Origin of the sequence: Empedobacter sp. UBA5528 (assembly GCF_002426075.1) — a bacterium.
Classification (GTDB): Bacteria; Bacteroidota; Bacteroidia; order Flavobacteriales; family Weeksellaceae; genus Empedobacter; species Empedobacter falsenii_B.
In genome coordinates this window covers 46862-65269 of sequence record NZ_DINY01000035.1, presented here as the reverse complement: position 1 = coordinate 65269, position 18408 = coordinate 46862, and the positions used below count along the sequence as shown (strand labels likewise).

Sequence of the window (18408 nt, the reverse complement as noted above, 5' to 3'; positions counted from 1 at the left end):
GCAAGTTAAGAAAAAGCTTGTTATTAAGCACAAGCAATGGTAATTACACTTATCTTAAAATTTTGAGAAAGATTAAACTTTTTTATTGCTGATGCAATCGTTGCGCCAGTTGTTAACACATCATCAATCAATATATAATGTCCAGGTTTAAGATTTGGATTGATTTCAAACGCATCTTTCAAATTTTCTAATCGATGTTTTTTGTCTTCATTTACTTGAGAAGAATTGTATTTTGTTCTAATTAATCCGTTCGAAAAATAATTGATTTGATTAATTTCAGCCAACGCGAGCGCAAAATCTTCGACTTGATTGTAGCCTCTTGTTTTCAATCTTTTTGGATGCAAAGGAATCGGAATAATTCCGTCATAATCACTCAAATCAAACTTAATCATCTGCGCTAAATCAATTCCAATTTCTGGGCGATTCCTATATTTCATTTCATGTAAAATGGCTTGCGTTGTGTTATGATGTTTAAATTCTAACAAAGAAAAAGCATTTTCCACCTCGCAAAAATTTCTCAATTTATCATAAGCGCGATTATTTTGATCAAAATTAAAATGCGTAAAAACAAGTTTGGTTGAGCACGAAACACACAGAAATTGCGAAGGTTGAATGACGTCTTGACAATCCAAACAACGCATCGGAAAAAATAAATCAACCAAAGAATTTACGATTGTTTTGATTTCCATTACCTTTGCAAATTAAAGTTTAGTACTAAATTTAATGAAAATCATTCGACTTACAAAAGCTTTTACGTTCGAAACTGCACATGCTTTGCATGGTTATGACGGAAAGTGTAAAAATATACATGGACATTCGTACAAATTATTTGTAACTGTGAAAGGAACGCCTTCTGAGGACAGCAACGATGTGAAACTTGGAATGGTGATGGATTTTGGGGATTTGAAAAAAATTGTGAACAAAGAAATTGTTAATCTTTTTGATCACGCAATTTTATTGAACGAAAATTCGCCTCACAAAACATTGGGAGAAAAATTATTAGCAGAAGGACACAATGTTGTTTTTACAGATTATCAACCATCTGCTGAAAATATGATTTTGTGGATTGTGGATAAAATCAAGCCTCTTTTACCAACGAATATCGATTTGGTTGCTTTGAAATTACACGAAACTGAAAATTCTTATGCAGAATGGTTAGCGGAGGACAACCAATAAACATTCAGTTAGAAGCTGGTAAAAAAGCCTATTTTTCTTCGGATCATCATTTTGGTGCTCCGAATGAAAAAGATAGTTTGGTGCGCGAAAAATTGTTTGTAAAATGGCTTGACGAAATAAAAGACGATTGTGGTGTTTTGTTTTTGATTGGCGATTTATTCGATTTTTGGTTCGAATATAAACACGTTGTTCCGAAAGGATTTGTGCGTATTTTAGGAAAATTAGCCGAAATTTCTGATCGTGGAATTCCTATTTATTTCTTTGTCGGAAACCATGATTTATGGATGAAAGATTATTTGGAAGAACAAATCAATGCGATTGTTTTTCGAGATAAACAGGATTTTATCATCAATGGAAAAGAATTTTTTATTGTTCATGGCGATGGAAAAGGTCCTGGAGATAAAGGTTATAAACGCATGAAAAAGGTCTTTACGAACAAAGTTTGTCAATTTCTTTTTTATCTACTTCACCCGGATTTGGCAATGTGGTTAGGAATTACAGTTTCTCGAAAAAATAAAATGATTTCGGGTGATGAAGATGTTAATTTTTTGGGCGTTGACAACGAATGGTTAATCATGTATAGCCGCAAACAATTGCATCGAAAATACTACGATTATCTAATTTATGGACATCGACATTTACCAATGGAAATTGCTATAGGCAAAGCGCGTCATATCAATCTTGGTGATTGGATTAACTACTTTACTTATGGTATTTTTGATGGAAAAGAATTCGAATTAAAAACTTACCTCCGTAATCAAGGAGAAGAATCTCGGGATTCTATCATAAAAATTATAGATTAGCAAGCAAATCATAAAAACCCAAAGAAATGCCTCTTTTAGCCATTCTATTTTGGGTTTGCTTTCGCTAAAATATCTTGTTAACATCAACATTATGCTAAAACCTAAGAAGGCAAGATAAGCGTCATTATTTCCTCCGTAAAGAATATACGTAATCAGCATTGTTCCAAACATAAAATGCATCAACAAAAAGATTCGTTTCTTTTGCGCTGTCAATTTATTCACATTCTTGAAATGATTGATAATTGAATAAATTAGAATAATTGCAATTGGAACTAAAAACAATTGTTTCCATTCGAAATGAACCATTGTAAACATTAATTGTTCTTTATAAAAATCGAACATAAAGTAATAATCGAGCAGAAAACTAACTTGAGCAACGATTAATATTGGAAGAATAAATCCTAGAAAACCTAGAATAGGAATTTTTGGTTCTACAACTCTTAAAGTCAAGAAATAAGTAAAAACTACAATTCCTAAGAAAATAAGTGGCGGACTTAATAGTATTGCAAAACTCATAAAAACGCCTATATCAAAAGCATTGTACGTATCGTTTTTTTCGGACTCAAAATAGAGTAATTGCACTGTTACATAAGTCACAAGCAACAAACTTCCAGCAATTCTATAATCTGATAAACCTGAAATAAAAGGCATTATCCACAAAATGTAAGTAAAAGTTGGGTAGGAAGAAGTCGAAATTAAATCATTTGTATTGTCGATATACCCCACAAAAGCAATCGTCAAAATCGTCAGGATTACCCCTAATTTTTCTAAATTACTCAGATCAATACTGTTAAAATTCGTTGCTCCAAGCAATGTAAACAGCACAATGATAAAAATCTGTATAAAAAAATTCCTTTTGTCAAGTAGATTAACCAACATTTTATTAACTTTGATGCAAATTAAGCAATAAACTAGAATATGGGAGTTATAACTGATTTATTTTTTGCGATTGGTGATATTTTCAAATGGACTTTTGAAAACTTATTATCTCCAATTGGTGTTATCTTTGGATGGTTATTTACATTCATCGGATGCGCATTGATGGGATGGTGGTTATATAAAATCGCTAGCTTTGGAACCGAAAATGAAAAAAGATACGAAAGATAATTTATCTTATATTGTATAAAATATATTTTCGAATTAATTCGAGAAACCTCTTATAAATTTTATAAGAGGTTTTTTTATCTTTTATATAGCATTTTTATCTCCTTTTATTATTAAACCTATCGTTTGATAAATAATCTGTAAATCTAAAAGAAGTGACCAATTACGTACGTAAAAGATATCCGTTCGTATACGATCTTCCATATCTTTATCACAATCTATAGCTCCACGATAACCTTTTACTTGTGCTAAACCTGTAATACCTGGTTTGACATAATTTCTAAGATTATATTTTCTTATAATTTCACTGTAATGTATATCTTGTGATATCATGTGTGGCCGTGGACCTACAATAGACATATCTCCGTTCAGTACATTAAAAAATTGCGGCAATTCATCTAAACTTGCTTTACGAAGAAACTTTCCAATTTTTGTAATTCTATTATCGTTAACTACTGTAGCTTTAATGGAATTTGTTCCATCATTACGCATTGTTCTAAATTTATAGCAGTCAAACTCTACTCCATTGATTCCTCTTCTCTTTTGTTTAAAAAATATTGGCCCTTTCGAATCTAACCTAATTAAAATTGCAATTATCGGAAACAACCAACTCATTATAAAAATTAAAACAAAACAAGAAATGATAACATCAAATAAGGATTTGATCAATTTATTTTCCGCTTTTTCTAGAGGAAATTTTTTAAATCTAAAAATTGGTAAAGTATCAATGTATACAACATCTAAACTTATTAATTCCGTGTTCAACGAATAAGGTATATAGCTTACTTTTATATGATGATCTTCGCAAAAGTTAACAATACTTTGTTCTTGTAATGATATAGGTAATCCTAATTGAGATATAAATATTTCTTTAACTTTATTTGATAATAAAACTGTTTCTAATGAATCATTATCAATAATATTATTTGTTTTGATAATTCTATAGCCATAATGTTTTCTATTCTCTATAATCGATTTAAAACGTGGTGTATTACTATTCTCTCCCAAAACAATAACATTCTTTACGTCATTGCCCTTTTGAAAATTATAGCGACTAACCAAAAATACAAGTAATCGTGTAAAGATTAGATAAGCAAATAAAATGAAAACAAAATAAACAATTAACTGATTCGCTAATAGTTCCTCTTTTTTTATTCCAGAAATTGTAAAAATAATCAAACAAAAGAAAAATGTTTGCAACACTATTTTTCGAAGAATTTCTCTAAGAAAATTGACTCTTTTTATAGAATAAAGTTTTACATAATCTGAAATAACAAACCAAGCGAATAATAATAGTAAAATTGCTTTGTAATGAGCGTCGAGTAATTCAGAAAAATAAGGAAGTCTAGCTAACTTAGTATGATAAAAATATTGATATTGATTACAAATAAAAAAAAGTAAACCAAAAAAAATAATCAATGCATCTAAAATATAAAATCCTATCTTTATTGAAAAGTTAAATTTATTAAGATTACCCATTATAAAATTTACGTTATACTTTTTTTATTATTGATTCTACGAAATCTCTCATTTTTTTCTCGAAAACTTCTTGAGAAAAACTTAATGCATGATTCCTCATTAAAGTCTGATCAAACTGTAATTGCTCGAATTCATTTATTGCAAAATCTAAACTTTTTTCAGTTTGTTCATTAAAAAAAACACCTGTTTGTCTATCAATTACAGTTTCCAAAACACCTCCTTTTGCGTAAGCTATAACTGGTGTTCCACATGCTTGTGCTTCTAACGGAGCTATCCCAAAACCTTCTACTCCAACTTGTATAAATGCTTTTGCTCTGCTGATATACTCACCCACTTGTTGTGATTCTAAAAAACCAAAAAAATGGATATTATCTGAGGTAGATAGCTTTACTAGGTCATCTAACTTTTCTCCATCTCCAATAACTATTAATTTCTTTTTATTTTGATTAAATGCTTTTATAACAACATCAAATCTTTTTATTGAAGCCATTCTACCTACAATAACGTAATAATCTGACTTATGTTTTACAAGTTCAAAATTTTCGAAATTAACGGGTGGATAAATTACAATAGACTCTCTATTATATGTTTTTTTTATCCATTGTTGAACAAACTTAGAATTAGAAATTATATAATCAGGTTTCTGAGCTTGTTTAACATCAATTTTTCTAAGAATCAATAATAAAGGATAGAATAGATATTTACTTTTACCAAGATATAAGTCTACTTCGTCCCAGATATAATTTGAGTTTCTCGCCTGAAAATAACTTATATGAATTTGGTCTTTTCGAGTTTTTGTAACACCTTTTGCTATAGAATGAGAGGAAGAAATAAAATAATCAATTTCTGGAGAAACTTTCATTCGGTTTATTACCCAAAAGAAAATGAAGTAAAGAAATCTAAATTTATTTTTTAAATTTCTAAGAAAAGTGTCGTGAACTTGTATATTTTTTTGAGGAAAAATTTCCAAAAACTCCTCTTTTTTCATAATATTAGTCAAAGTATATACCTCGTCAAAAAGAAAAATTTGATTAAGTTTTGCGATTACTCTTTCTGCTCCTCCATATTTATCAAGCCAATCAATAATTATAGCTTTTTTCATTTATTATTTTTTAAAGGTTGAAATACTACTAAAAAATGAATAAAATAATCCACTAAAAACAATTCCATCAAATCGAATTAAAAAATCATCCGTTAAATTCGAAATAAAGAACAACGTTCCAAAACAAATAAATAGTGATTTGAAATCGAGTAAATCTAAGCTTTTATAAAACGGAAAAAATATATAAATACAACAAACTATGAAGCCTATAACACCAAATTTTATTGAGAAATCTAAGAATTGATTGTGAACTGGAAATTCGTATTTAGCTAAGAAATGTTGATTTGTCTTTTTATAATAATCAAAAAGTTCTTTTTTACCCATCTCAGCTCCTGTTCCAAAAGGTAAATTTTCTTTTGCGACTTCTACAGATGCTTTCCAAATAGAGACTCTTGTCACCAAAGCATTAAACACTACAATTTCTGGATTTTTAATTTCATCAAGCTTTCCAACTTTATCCATATGTATAAAAGTAACCGAGGAGTATTTCTCGTACATATAGGGATTAAGTTTAACAAAACCTCCTATTATTGCGGCTGTTATCATTAATCCTAAGAATAAACCAATCATTGTTTTCTTTAGTGAATACAAAGAAATAAGTTCTCTAATCAAAATAACAATTACACAAAGAATAACAGCTAATAACGTAATACGAGTATTTACAATTAGCACCAAAGAAAATGAAAGGAAAAATAGAATGATATTAAAAAATATTTTAGAAAATTGTTTATTTACAATTGATTGAATCAAAAAATAAAAATGAACTACACTCAAAAATCCAACCTGTAAATTAAGTAATGGTGCATGCGAGCCTAATGAAATTGCAAATTGATAACCAATTTCTATCAAATCAATTCCATTAATATATTTCGTTATTTTCTCAGGAAAAATTAAAACAAATCTTACTAAAAACCCTAATAAGATAACGAGAAACCAAATCCTATATTGATTTAAAATAAAATTGATATTTAAGTTTTTATTCGTTAATACAAAAAGTGGAAAAATAATTAATGTCAATAATTTTTCTACAGATTTGAATCCTCCTGAAATTGTATCATTATTAAAAAAAAACAATATACTAATTAATAACGGTGAGCTAATGATAAGAATATCTTTAAAGTGTTTTTTTTCAATGCTAACAAACTTGTAATGAAATAAATTAAACACTAAAAAAAATATAATAATAGGTGTACAAATACTCCTAAAAACGATTGTACATGCAATTAGTAGAATCAATAACTGATTAATTTGATTATACTTTTTTAGAGAAACTATCATAGTAGAAAACGTAATAAAACAATGGTAAAATTCCAATTTTGTGTCTAACTGCTGAACCTAAATCTGGCTCAAAAACACTTTGGATTGCTAGATAAGAAAACAGAAAATAAAATATCCATAATATTCTATTATTCTTTATCGGATCTTTTATGGCCCACGAAAAACGAACTATAAAAATTATTGTAAATAAAATCTGCCAAATAATAAATAGAAAAATTCGAGGTGATAATAAATGCTTATATTCTACAATTGGGAAATTAACTGATAAAAAACTATAAAAAGTATTCACTAACTCTGCTAATAATCCTGTAGGTTCTAATGGAGGAATTATCATAGAGTTTGCATCTTCAGAGCCTTGTCTAACTTCATTTACAGAATTTCTTGCTAAATCAGAAAAAAATTCTCCCTTTGCTAAATAATGTAACGCTGAAAATAGAATTATTACTAATACACTTATTATTATTATTCCGAATGTCCTGTTTGTATACTTTATTTTCGAAATAAAGTATAATAAAATAGATATAACAGGTATTAATGCAAAATAAGACCTGAAGAATATTCCAAATATTATTAATATTAAAAAAGAATATAAAAGTGATAAATCAAACCCTATTTTTTTAGATTGAAATAAGAAAACAATTTGTGAAATAAATAGAAATGTAATAAACTCTTTTGAAGGCATTGAGATAAAAATTCCTATCATCAAAAAAGCTAAGTAAACAATTATATTTTTTATAGTAAGGATATGAAAATCCTTTGGTACACCTATTTTGAATAAAATAATATAATAAAAAAACAACTGAAAAACACCTACTACATTAAAAGGTAATTTACCTAACTGAGTATATTTATAAAAAGACATTGTAAGCGGATAACTTCCTTTGAAACCTGCTTCATTATAATAATCAAAAACAATTGTATTAGCATCTATAAAGAACTTCTGTGGCAATACTTTCTCTCCTATCAATGCGATAAGAATTGACAATAAAAAAAGAAGTATAAATGTTAACTTATTTTTTTGTAGAGTAACTCTCATTTCAATTGATATAAATTTTTATTTTATCCTTTTGGTAAATATATATAACAGCACATAAGTTCCAAAAAAGAATTGTTAAAACATACGTTATAGACGCTCCTATTATTCCAAATTTAGGAATCAAAATTAAATTCAAGGAAAGATTAATTAGCAAAGCAATCAATAGAAAACTACGAAAAACTTTTGGTCTTCCTGTCATATTCAAGTAAGCAGCCGAACTTCCTAAACTTGAAATTAAAATTTGTCCAATAACAAGAATTAATAAAGCTGTTTTCGCTGCAATATATTCTGCTCCAAATATTGGTAAAATGTAATCAGAAAATAAAATAATTATTAAGCCTATTGTTACACTTAACAGAAAAATAAATCGACTCGAATGTCTTAAAACCTTCTTTAACTCGTCTAACTCATTCTTCAAATAAAGTTCAGCTATCTGTGGCGAAAGATTAACATTGATGCTTAAAATTACCATACTCAAAATTGCCATTATTTTTATTCCCAAAGCGTATAAAGCCACATCTGAACTCGAAAAATAGTTTCTCAAAATAATAATATCAATTGTAGAAAATAAATAAACTGCAAAGCTACTTATTCCCATTGGCAAAGAATAATCTATTATTTCGCGATAAGTTATTGATGAATAATTATGTTTTGATTTCGGAATTTTACTCAAAAGGACTAATACAAAAACTGAAGTAATAAGACCTAGAATTACAAAACCTAAAATATAATAAAAGACAATACTTTCCTCTTTTTCACTTCCATATAAAATGATTGCGCCAAAGATAACAGGAAAGAACTTGAATGTATTTCGAAATAATTCAGACCAAACAATTTGGTCAAGAGCTCTCAAAACCTCCGTATTAAAAAGAGTCCAAACATTAAAAAATAAAAACAATATACTATAAGATGTTATTTTATATGAGTTTTCCGAACCAAAAAAAGAATTAATAAAAGTTGAATCAAAAAAAATAAAAAAAATAAGTCCTATTATTAAACAAAAAAGAAAACTTAGAATTGATATTTTATAATACAATTTTTTTAGTTCATAAAATCTTTCTTCGCTTTTCAATCTTCCTGCGAAATATAAAATAGAGATATCTGTGCCGAACAAACAAATACTTCCTGATACGAGTAAAAACATACGAGTAAACTCGTAATCGCCCACCACAGAAGAATCAAAATTTCGATTAAAAAAAATAGTAAAACCAAATAACGTCAATACACCAATTCCTCTTAAAAAAAGTGTGATTAAACCTTGTTTAATTTCCTTGTTTTTGATAATATTTTTGCTCTTTTCAAGCATTTGTAATTTTTGTCTTTTGGTATAGATTATTGTACTTCGCATACAAATATTTGATATAAGACAAAAACAAGTAGAAACCAATCAAAAAAAGTGGTAAAATAACTACCATTTTTTCATATATCTTTTGGTGTATTTTATTGTTAAAAGATGTATTAACAGGATAAATAGTAGATTTATACTCAATTAACTTAGTATTAATATCAACTAATTTTTTCATATAATAATCTTTCATCTCAATTACATTAGATAATTGATCATAACTATTAATATTCAAATCTTTACCAACAACAGAAACACTTCCATTTCCTAAATTTTCTAGAATCTTATTAATTTGTTCAATACTCTTTTCTGCTTGTTGTTTAGCATTAGTTTGATTTTTAATTGCGAAAGCAGACCTTTGTTTATAATATGGTTTAGAATTAATAGTATTTAATAAAAAATCAATGATTTTTTGAGAATTCACCGATGAATTTGTTTTCAACGTGATTAAATGATATTTATAATTCTTTTTAAACTCTTCATTTTTCAAAATTTTAGATAAATCTTGTCCATTTGATGTTAATACTTTAAAAATTTCCAAATTATCCTTATCTGTAAGAATACTATTTATATTTTCTATAGATTCTATTCTTAAATCTACAACATCATTCAAAAAGTCATATTTAGATTTGTTCGAATTTAAGTTCGATTTAAAATTTTCTACTTCTGCATAAAGTAAATCAACACTTTCAAAATTAGGAACAACAACAACTTCTGTTTTAAAATTATTTTTTGATTTTTTATCAAAATAAACCCCAAGAGATATACCTAAAATGAACAAGATAATTACTATTATTTTGTTTCGAATAATAAAGTTGATTAATCGTAGGATTAAAAAACCTATTGATAGAAAAAAACCTTTAATTTTCTTCGCTAAAAAAACCAAATCAATTTCTTGATTATTATTTTCTTGTTGAGTTTCCATAAAATAAATAAGTGTTGTTGTTATAACATTAAAGTTTAGAACGCATTTATTTAACTTTTCTTATATCTCTATCTTCATTTAATTTTTTACTTCATTCAACTAATTTATTCCGTAAATTTGTTCTCATATTTTAATCTAAATTATTTGAACTATGTTCCTCGAAAATACCTTTAATCATAACAAAAAAAGTGGATGGATAGAAGTCATCTGTGGCTCAATGTTTTCTGGTAAAACCGAAGAACTTATACGCCGTCTAAAACGTGCCGAATTTGCCAAACAACGTGTCGAAATCTTCAAACCTACGATAGATACGCGTTATGCGGACCGCGAAGTCGTTTCACACAATCAAAATTCTATTACATCAACGCCAGTTGAGTATTCTTCAGCAATTTTATTATTGGCTGATGATTGCGATGTGGTAGGGATTGATGAAGCACAATTTTTTGATGAAGGAATTGTAGACGTAGCCAATCAATTGGCAAACGAAGGCAAACGCGTTATTGTTGCTGGTTTGGATATGGATTTCAAAGGTCGTCCTTTTGGTCCAATGCCCAATTTAATGGCGACTGCCGAGTATGTAACAAAAGTGCATGCAATCTGCGTTCGTACAGGAAATTTAGCCAATTATTCGCACCGAAAAATTGACAGTGATCGTCTTGTAGAACTTGGCGAAGTACTAGAATATGAACCATTAAGCCGAGTTGCTTTCTGGGAAGAACATAACAAACATAAAGTTGAAAACTTATAATCTAAATCAAATTGCAAGTATCATCAACGGTACTTTGATTGGAAATGGAGACGAAATCATCAATCAAATTTTCTTTGATTCGCGCATGATTGTCAATCCAATTCACGGAATTTTCTTTGCTTTTCACGGAAACCAAAAAGACGGACATTTGTTTTTGCAAGATGCTTATCAAAGAGGAATTCGAAATTTTGTCGTAGAAAAAGCGTTGACAAATTTGCCTCATGCAAATTTTATCGAGGTTGAAAATCCGCTACTTGCTTTGCAAAATTGGGCAAAAATTCATCGCAAACAATTTCATTTTCCTGTGATCGGAATTACCGGTTCCAATGGAAAAACGATTGTCAAAGAGTGGTTGAATCAATTGTTATGGAAAAAATTCTCGATTGTTCGTAGTCCAAAAAGTTACAATTCTCAATTTGGAGCAGCACTTTCTGTTTTGCAAATGGAAGAGAAAAACGATTTGGGTATTTTCGAAGCTGGAATTTCGATGCCAAATGAAATGCAAAATCTCGAAGAAATTATTCAACCAACAATAGGTGTGTTGACAAAAATCGGAGAAGCGCATTTAGAGAATTTTAAAAATCAAGATGAATTGATTCAGGAAAAACTGAAACTATTTTCTCATGTTGATAAATTAGTTTTCAATATCGAAAACGAAAAAGTTCATCAAGCTATTCTTGAAAACGCTCATTTAGCAAAAACAGATAAATATACTTACGGTTACTCCAATTCTGCCACTGTACAGATCAAGCAAATACAAAGTAATCAGACTAATACGCAAATTTCTATTTTACATAATCAACAAGAATTCACCTATTCGATTCCTTTTATCGATGATGCTTCGATTAAAAATAGTTTAATTTGCTTAACGACTTTAATTAGTTTAAATATTGATTATAAACAACTTAAAAACGAATTTAGTCAACTTCTACCAATCGAAATGCGTTTGGAAATTAAAGAAGCGATTAATCATTCAATTTTAATTAATGATACATTCAATTCTGATCTAAATTCATTAAAAATTGGTCTAAATGTGTTAAATCAACAACCACGCGACAAAAAATCGTTGGTGTTGACGGATATTTTACAAAGTAACTTATCTGACCACGATTTATATCAACAAGCAGCCAATTTAGTCAACCCTTATCATTTTGATGAGATAGTTTTAATTGGAGAAAAAATTTCTCAGTTCAAACATTTATTTGAATCCTATGTTCGTTCATTCAATTCGACTGAAGAATTCTTAGAGCAGTTCCGTCATCAAAACGTCGACAACGAAGCTATTTTATTAAAAGGCGCTCGTCCGTTCAAATTAGAAAAAATTTCGAGTGAATTAGAAACACGTTCCAACGATTCTGTTCTTGAAATTAATTTGCAACACCTGATCGAAAATATAAATGTGTACCGCTCATTGCTAAAACCTACCACAAAATTGATGTGCATGGTAAAAGCGAATAGTTATGGAACAGGAAGTTTTGAGGTAGCAAATACCTTACAAAATAACGGTGTCGATTTCTTAGGCGTTGCGATTGCAGATGAAGGAAAAGAATTGCGCGAAGCTGGAATTACCATTCCAATTATCGTCATGAACCCGGAACAAAGTAGTTACTCTACTGTTATCGATTATCAATTGGAACCAGAGATCTATAGTTTACGTGTTTTGAAATTATTCATTCAGAAACTACAAGAAAAACAAATTTCTTCACCTTATCCAATTCACCTAAAAATGGAAACAGGTATGAATCGTCTTGGTTTTCACGAAGATGATTTCGAAGAATTAATTGCAATTCTAAAAGATAATTCACATGTTTATGTTCGCTCAATTTTCACGCATTTAGCAACTGCAGATATGCCTGAGGAAGAAGAATATGCGAAATATCAATTAGAACGTTTTGATAATAGTTATGCGGCAATTACAACTGCTTTAAACATAAAACCAATCAAACATGCGTTAAATTCTCCTGGAATTGTAGCGTATGGAGAACATCAATATGACATGGTTCGTTTAGGAATCGGAATGTATGGCTACTCTGAATATACCGATTTTATGGAGAAATATTTGAAACCTGTTGTGCGTTTCAAAACGGTAATTTCTCAGATTTCAGAGATTGAAAAAGGCGAAACTGTAAGCTATGGTCGTCGTTTTACAGCGGAGCGTCATACCAAAATTGCAACCTTGCCTGTTGGTTATGCAGACGGAATTCGTCGTTCACTTGGTTACGGAAAAGGAAAAGTAGGTATCAACGGGCATTTGGCTACAATTACCGGAACCATTTGTATGGATATGATGATGGTTGATGTTACCGATATTCCATGTAAAGAAGGTGACGAAGTGACTATTTTTGGAAACTCGCCAACTTTAGCTAACGTTACCGAATGGTTAGGAACAATTCCTTATGAAGTCTTAACTTCGGTTTCCCAACGTATAAAACGCGTTTATTACAAAGAATAATTTATTGAAAAGAGTTACTGAATAGTAGCTCTTTTTTTGTAATTTTAAAAAAAATAAATGGATAAAATAATTAGATTAATTGAAGAGTATAATAATTCTGACGATTCTCTGAACAATGAATTCGAATTAGAAATAACATCTGAACAGATTCTTTTTTATTTAAATGATTTTATCTTAAATGAGGATGATTATCCAACAGAAATTTATGATTCATATCCACTTTCTGTTTCACAAATAGAAAAACTAAAGCCTTTTCTAAAACTAAATAAAGCTTTTTCTCCCAACTTTTCGAAGTTTTCATATTATTTAAGTTGTTATGAAAATAATGTAGAATAGTTAAACAATTCTACAACTTAGATTCAAAATTGCTATCTTTATTCCTCAATTTAGATCAATTTATGCGCAGTCTTTTTGCTTTCATTTTCATTATTTCAACCATGACCTTTGCACAAGAAACAAAGAATGATTCAACGCGTCTAAAAGTGGGTGTTGTATTGAGTGGTGGTGGCGCAAAAGGCTATGCACATGTTGGCGCTTTGAAGAAGATTGAAGAAGCGGGAATCAAAATTGATTACATCGGAGGAACAAGTATGGGCGCGATTATCGGTGGATTATATGCCGCTGGATATACACCTGACGAACTCGAGAAAATCATGCATCAATTGGATATTTCTTCATTGATTACGCAAAATAAAGATCGTGCAGAGATTCCTTTTTTCGAGAAAGCATACAAAGAAAAATACATCTTAGAATTACCTTTTGATAAGTTCAAATTAACGATTCCAAATGCCATTTCAAAAGGTCAAGGTCCGCTTGATTTATTGACCTATTTATTGCGTCCAGTTCATGATATTGATGATTTCAATAAACTTCCAACGCCTTTTGTTTGTATTGGAACTGATCTCGAAACTGGAGAAGAAAAAGTCTTTCGTTCAGGATTTTTACCTCGCGTTATTTTGGCTTCGGGCGCTTATCCAACCATGTTAGATCCTGTCACAATTGATGGTAAAATATATGTTGATGGCGGTGTTGTCAACAATTTCCCCGTGAAAGAAGTGAAAGATATGGGTGCTGATATTATTATCGGTGTAGAATTGGGTGATGGTTTACAAAAACGTGATGATCTAAATTCTGCTATTGATATTTTGAGTCAAATTATGACGATGAGTATCGTTAAAAAAACAGATGAACAGAAAAAACTAGTCGATTTATTGATTAAACCGGAGCTAAAAGAATATACAGTTACAAGTTTTGATGAAGTAGATTCTATTTATAATCGCGGACTTGTTGCTTCAGAAAAAGTGTATGATCAACTTAAAGAAATTGCAAAAAAACAGCATGCTTCGAACAGAACTCGAAACGAAATCAAACTTGATGATTATGTTTTGGTCAAAGAAATCGAGGTTGAAGGATTGAAAAATTTCAACACAAATTATATCGAAGGTAAGCTAAGAATTCGTACTCCTGAAATTATAAAATATGATGATTTAAAAGCTGGAATTTCGAAACTATATGCTTCTGGAAACTTCAATAATATCACGTATAAAATCTCAGAAATTAACGATGAAGAAAATTTATTAACGTTAAAAGTTCAAGAAAATAAGACCAAACAATCTATCCGATTTGGATTACATTACGATGATTTATTTAAAACAGGATTACTTTTAAACTTCACTTCAAAGAATTTATTTGTCAAAAACTCGGTGCTTTCTGCTGATGTTGTGGTTGGTGATTATGCGCGATATAACATCAATTTTTTCATTGATAATGGATATCTTCCAAGTATCGGCTTCAACTCTTTTTCACATTATTTTGATAAAGAAATTGATCTAAGAAACTTCTTTGGCCAGGATAATATCTACAAAAAAGTAAATTATAACTTTAGAGAATACATCAATCAAATCTACATTCAATCGACTATCAAAGAAAAATTTGCTATTGGCGTTGGATTAGAGCATCAATACACAAAAGTTTTCACGAATAATTTTATTGCTTCTAATGAGGAATTTCCAGCAAAATCCGAAGGTTATTATTGGAAAGCGTATGGATATATCAAAGCAGATAATCGAAATAATGCAAATTTTGCGCGTAGTGGTTTAAAATTTGATGGAAGCTTTAAGTATTTGTTTGATTCTAATGTAACTGGGTTTGAAAATAACTATTTGTTAGAATCGAGTTTAGAGGCAAATTTTCCGTTAAATAATTTCCTAAGTTACAGATTTACTGCTAACTTTGGAACCTTTTTCAACGATAATGTAACAATGCCTCAGAAGTTTTATATCGGAGGTTATGTTGAACAAGATTTTTTAAATTACACCAAGTTTTATGGGCTTCCTTTTGGCTCTGCGATTGGCGACAATCAATTGCTTTTTGGCTCTCATATCCAAGCTCGAATTTTGAAAAATCATTACACAAGTGTATTTATGAATATTGCAAATATCACAGATAGATTTGAGCAATTAAGTTTAACAGATTACAAATATCTTGGGTATGGCGTTACCTATGGCTACGATAGTCCATTAGGACCTTTAAATTTTATTTGGAGTTATTCGCCTTACACAAAAAAAGGGTTATTTAATTTAAGTTTAGGTTACTGGTTTTAGAACAATGATAGAATTATTTTACGAAACAGATTTTGAGCTAAAAGATGCTCAAACTTGGATAGATTGGATCGTAGAGAGTATGAAGAATGAAGGGAAAACAATAGAAGATTTAAACTATATTTTCTGTGATGACGAATACTTACTTCAAATTAATCGACAATATTTAGACCACGATTATTACACAGATGTTATCGGTTTCGATAATTCTATTGAAGACGAATTGATGGGTGATATTTTTATTAGCGTCGAACGAATCAAAGATAATGCAGAGCAAAATGGTGTTTCTTTTGAGAACGAGTTGGCTCGTGTTGTTATCCACGGAATATTACATTTTGCTGGTTATATGGACAAAGAACCAGATGACAAAGAATTGATGACTGCTAAAGAAAATCAATATTTAGAAACGTTTAGTAGCTATCTAAATCAATAATGTTCCACGTGGAACATTTATTATTTTAACAAGAAAAATAAGTTTACAAATCAAATGATATTTCAATCAGAATATGATGTAATTGTAGTTGGTGGTGGTCATGCAGGTGCAGAAGCAACAGCGGCAGCAGCCAATTTAGGAGCAAAAACGCTTCTTGTTACAATGAACTTACAAACAATCGGACAAATGTCTTGTAATCCTGCTATGGGAGGAATTGCAAAAGGACAAATTGTTCGCGAGATTGACGCTTTAGGCGGATACTCTGGTATTATTACCGACAAAACTGCAATTCAATTCAAGATGCTGAATCAATCAAAAGGTCCAGCGATGTGGTCACCACGTGCGCAATCAGACCGTATGCGTTTTGCAGAAGAATGGCGTTTATCTTTAGAGAGAACAGAGAATGTTGATTTCTTTCAAGATATGGTTAAAAATTTAATCATTGAAAATGGTAAAGTTTGTGGAGTAATTACAGCGATGGGAATGAAAATTCGTTCTAAATCTGTTGTTCTTACAAATGGTACTTTCTTGAATGGTTTGATTCATATCGGAGAAAAACAATTTGGAGGTGGACGTATGGGTGAATCTGCTGCTTTCGGAATTACGGAACAATTAGTTGATTTAGGTTTCGAAGCTGGACGAATGAAAACAGGAACTCCTCCTCGTGTAGATGGTCGTTCCATCGATTATACAAAAATGGTTGAGCAACCTGGAGATGAAAATCCTTCAAAATTCTCTTACACAAATACGCCAAAATTAACGAAACAACGTTCTTGTTGGATTACCTATACGAATCAAGAAGTTCACGATCTATTGCGCGAAGGTTTTGATCGTTCTCCAATGTTTAACGGAACAATCAAATCAACAGGACCAAGATATTGTCCATCTATCGAAGATAAAATTAATCGTTTTGCAGACAAAGATCGTCATCAGATTTTTGCTGAACCGGAAGGTTGGCACACGATGGAATTCTACATAAATGGATTCTCAACATCTTTGCCAGATGATATTCAAGCAAGAGCTTTACGTTCTGTTCCTGGTTTTGAAAATGCAAAAATGTTACGTCCAGGTTACGCCATCGAATATGATTATTTTCCACCAACACAGTTAAAACATACGCTAGAAACTAAGTTAATTGATAACTTATATTGCGCTGGTCAAATTAACGGAACAACAGGTTATGAAGAAGCTGCTTCTCAAGGTTTGATGGCGGGTATAAATGCTGTGTTAAAAATTCAAGGAAAAGATCCATTTATCTTAAATCGTAACGAAGCTTATATAGGAGTTTTAATCGACGATTTGATTACAAAAGGTACAGAAGAACCTTATCGTATGTTTACGTCTCGTGCAGAATATCGTATCTTATTGAGACAAGATAATGCGGATGAACGTTTGACAAGAAAAAGTTTTGAACTTGGTTTAGCTTCAGAAGATCGTTTGAGAAGAATGGAAGAAAAATTTGACAAAGCTGAAAAACTTGTTAATTATTTCGAAGAAAATTCCATCAAGCCACAAGAAATAAATGATGTAATTGAAGAGCGCGAAGGAACACCTTTGAAACAACCAAACAAAATGATTTCGGTTATTTCTCGTCCTGAGTTAAAACTTTCTGATTTTACGAAATTAGATCGTGTAAAAGAATTTATTGAAACAAATGAATACGATCAAGAAGAATTAGAACAAACAGAAATTCAGATCAAATACAAAGGTTATATTAAGAAAGAACAACAGAATGCAGATAAATTGCATCGTTTGGAAAATCTAAAAATTCCGGCTGACATCGATTATCATGTCTTTGGTTCGATGTCGATAGAAGCTCGTCAAAAATTAACAAAAATAAAACCTGCAACGGTAGCACAAGCATCAAGAATTAGTGGTGTATCGCCAGCAGATATAAGTGTATTATTAATTTACATGGGAAGATAAT

17 protein-coding genes are annotated in these 18408 nt (G+C 30.1%); 9 read left to right on the top strand and 8 right to left on the bottom strand.

What is annotated here, in order from left to right; all coding sequences use genetic code 11:
- Window positions 1-23: 23 nt before the first annotated feature.
- A complete protein-coding gene (locus tag B4L98_RS08325; protein ID WP_291077988.1) occupies window positions 24-689 on the bottom strand; it encodes a ComF family protein in 666 nt (221 codons plus the stop codon).
- A gap of 34 nt (window positions 690-723) precedes the next feature.
- Between B4L98_RS08325 and queD the strand changes: the two genes are divergently transcribed.
- Together queD and B4L98_RS08315 are read left to right on the top strand one after the other, a co-directional pair.
- Window positions 724-1176 carry a 6-carboxytetrahydropterin synthase QueD gene (gene queD, locus B4L98_RS08320; RefSeq protein WP_291077986.1) on the top strand — a complete coding sequence of 151 codons (453 nt, stop codon included), beginning with the start codon at window positions 724-726 and terminating at the stop codon, window positions 1174-1176.
- Complete coding sequence (locus B4L98_RS08315; RefSeq protein ID WP_291059859.1) at window positions 1152-1979, top strand: UDP-2,3-diacylglucosamine diphosphatase; 828 nt, start codon at window positions 1152-1154, stop codon at window positions 1977-1979. The genes queD and B4L98_RS08315 overlap by 25 nt, the downstream gene beginning before the upstream one ends.
- Here the strand turns inward: B4L98_RS08315 and B4L98_RS08310 are convergent.
- Entirely contained in the window at window positions 1914-2804 is an 891-nt protein-coding gene (locus B4L98_RS08310; RefSeq protein WP_291077984.1) for a DUF6427 family protein, read from the bottom strand. The genes B4L98_RS08315 and B4L98_RS08310 overlap by 66 nt on opposite strands.
- 93 nt (window positions 2805-2897) lie before the next feature.
- Between B4L98_RS08310 and B4L98_RS08305 the strand changes: the two genes are divergently transcribed.
- Window positions 2898-3086, top strand: coding sequence for a hypothetical protein (locus B4L98_RS08305; RefSeq protein WP_125349128.1), 189 nt, complete (start codon window positions 2898-2900; stop codon window positions 3084-3086).
- An 81-nt stretch (window positions 3087-3167) separates the two neighbouring features.
- Here B4L98_RS08305 and B4L98_RS08300 read toward each other — a convergent pair whose 3' ends face one another.
- From B4L98_RS08300 to B4L98_RS08275, 6 genes are all read right to left on the bottom strand, one after another.
- On the bottom strand, window positions 3168-4562 hold the full coding sequence (locus tag B4L98_RS08300) for an exopolysaccharide biosynthesis polyprenyl glycosylphosphotransferase (protein ID WP_291077982.1): 1395 nt from the start codon (window positions 4560-4562) through the stop codon (window positions 3168-3170).
- A 13-nt stretch (window positions 4563-4575) separates the two neighbouring features.
- The gene (locus B4L98_RS08295) at window positions 4576-5664 is read right to left on the bottom strand and encodes a glycosyltransferase (protein WP_291071722.1); all 1089 of its coding nucleotides are present in this window, start codon (window positions 5662-5664) and stop codon (window positions 4576-4578) included.
- Window positions 5665-5667: 3 nt separating this feature from the next.
- Complete coding sequence (locus B4L98_RS08290) at window positions 5668-6738, bottom strand: O-antigen ligase family protein (RefSeq protein ID WP_291071720.1); 1071 nt, start codon at window positions 6736-6738, stop codon at window positions 5668-5670.
- 178 nt (window positions 6739-6916) lie between these two features.
- Window positions 6917-7978: a hypothetical protein gene (locus B4L98_RS08285; RefSeq protein WP_280035024.1), complete on the bottom strand. Its 1062-nt coding sequence runs from the start codon at window positions 7976-7978 to the stop codon at window positions 6917-6919.
- Window position 7979: 1 nt separating this feature from the next.
- The gene (locus B4L98_RS08280; protein ID WP_280035022.1) at window positions 7980-9284 is read right to left on the bottom strand and encodes an MATE family efflux transporter; all 1305 of its coding nucleotides are present in this window, start codon (window positions 9282-9284) and stop codon (window positions 7980-7982) included.
- Window positions 9277-10248 carry a hypothetical protein gene (locus B4L98_RS08275; protein WP_125349122.1) on the bottom strand — a complete coding sequence of 324 codons (972 nt, stop codon included), beginning with the start codon at window positions 10246-10248 and terminating at the stop codon, window positions 9277-9279. Before B4L98_RS08275 ends, B4L98_RS08280 begins: the two co-directional genes overlap by 8 nt.
- Before the next feature lie 151 nt (window positions 10249-10399).
- Between B4L98_RS08275 and B4L98_RS08270 the strand changes: the two genes are divergently transcribed.
- From B4L98_RS08270 to mnmG, 6 genes are all read left to right on the top strand, one after another.
- Window positions 10400-10996 (top strand): thymidine kinase, encoded by a 597-nt coding sequence (locus B4L98_RS08270; RefSeq protein ID WP_038336222.1) that lies wholly within the window; start codon window positions 10400-10402, stop codon window positions 10994-10996.
- The gene (locus B4L98_RS08265; RefSeq protein WP_291051321.1) at window positions 10983-13448 is read left to right on the top strand and encodes a bifunctional UDP-N-acetylmuramoyl-tripeptide:D-alanyl-D-alanine ligase/alanine racemase; all 2466 of its coding nucleotides are present in this window, start codon (window positions 10983-10985) and stop codon (window positions 13446-13448) included. The genes B4L98_RS08270 and B4L98_RS08265 overlap by 14 nt, the downstream gene beginning before the upstream one ends.
- 57 nt (window positions 13449-13505) lie before the next feature.
- Window positions 13506-13784: a DUF7683 domain-containing protein gene (locus B4L98_RS08260; protein ID WP_221854021.1), complete on the top strand. Its 279-nt coding sequence runs from the start codon at window positions 13506-13508 to the stop codon at window positions 13782-13784.
- 101 nt (window positions 13785-13885) lie between these two features.
- The gene (locus B4L98_RS08255; protein WP_291077980.1) at window positions 13886-16051 is read left to right on the top strand and encodes a patatin-like phospholipase family protein; all 2166 of its coding nucleotides are present in this window, start codon (window positions 13886-13888) and stop codon (window positions 16049-16051) included.
- Window positions 16052-16055: 4 nt separating this feature from the next.
- Complete coding sequence (gene ybeY / locus B4L98_RS08250) at window positions 16056-16481, top strand: rRNA maturation RNase YbeY (protein WP_221854019.1); 426 nt, start codon at window positions 16056-16058, stop codon at window positions 16479-16481.
- A 54-nt stretch (window positions 16482-16535) separates the two neighbouring features.
- Window positions 16536-18407 carry a tRNA uridine-5-carboxymethylaminomethyl(34) synthesis enzyme MnmG gene (gene mnmG / locus B4L98_RS08245; protein ID WP_291077978.1) on the top strand — a complete coding sequence of 624 codons (1872 nt, stop codon included), beginning with the start codon at window positions 16536-16538 and terminating at the stop codon, window positions 18405-18407.
- The last annotated feature ends 1 nt before the right edge of the window (window position 18408 follow it).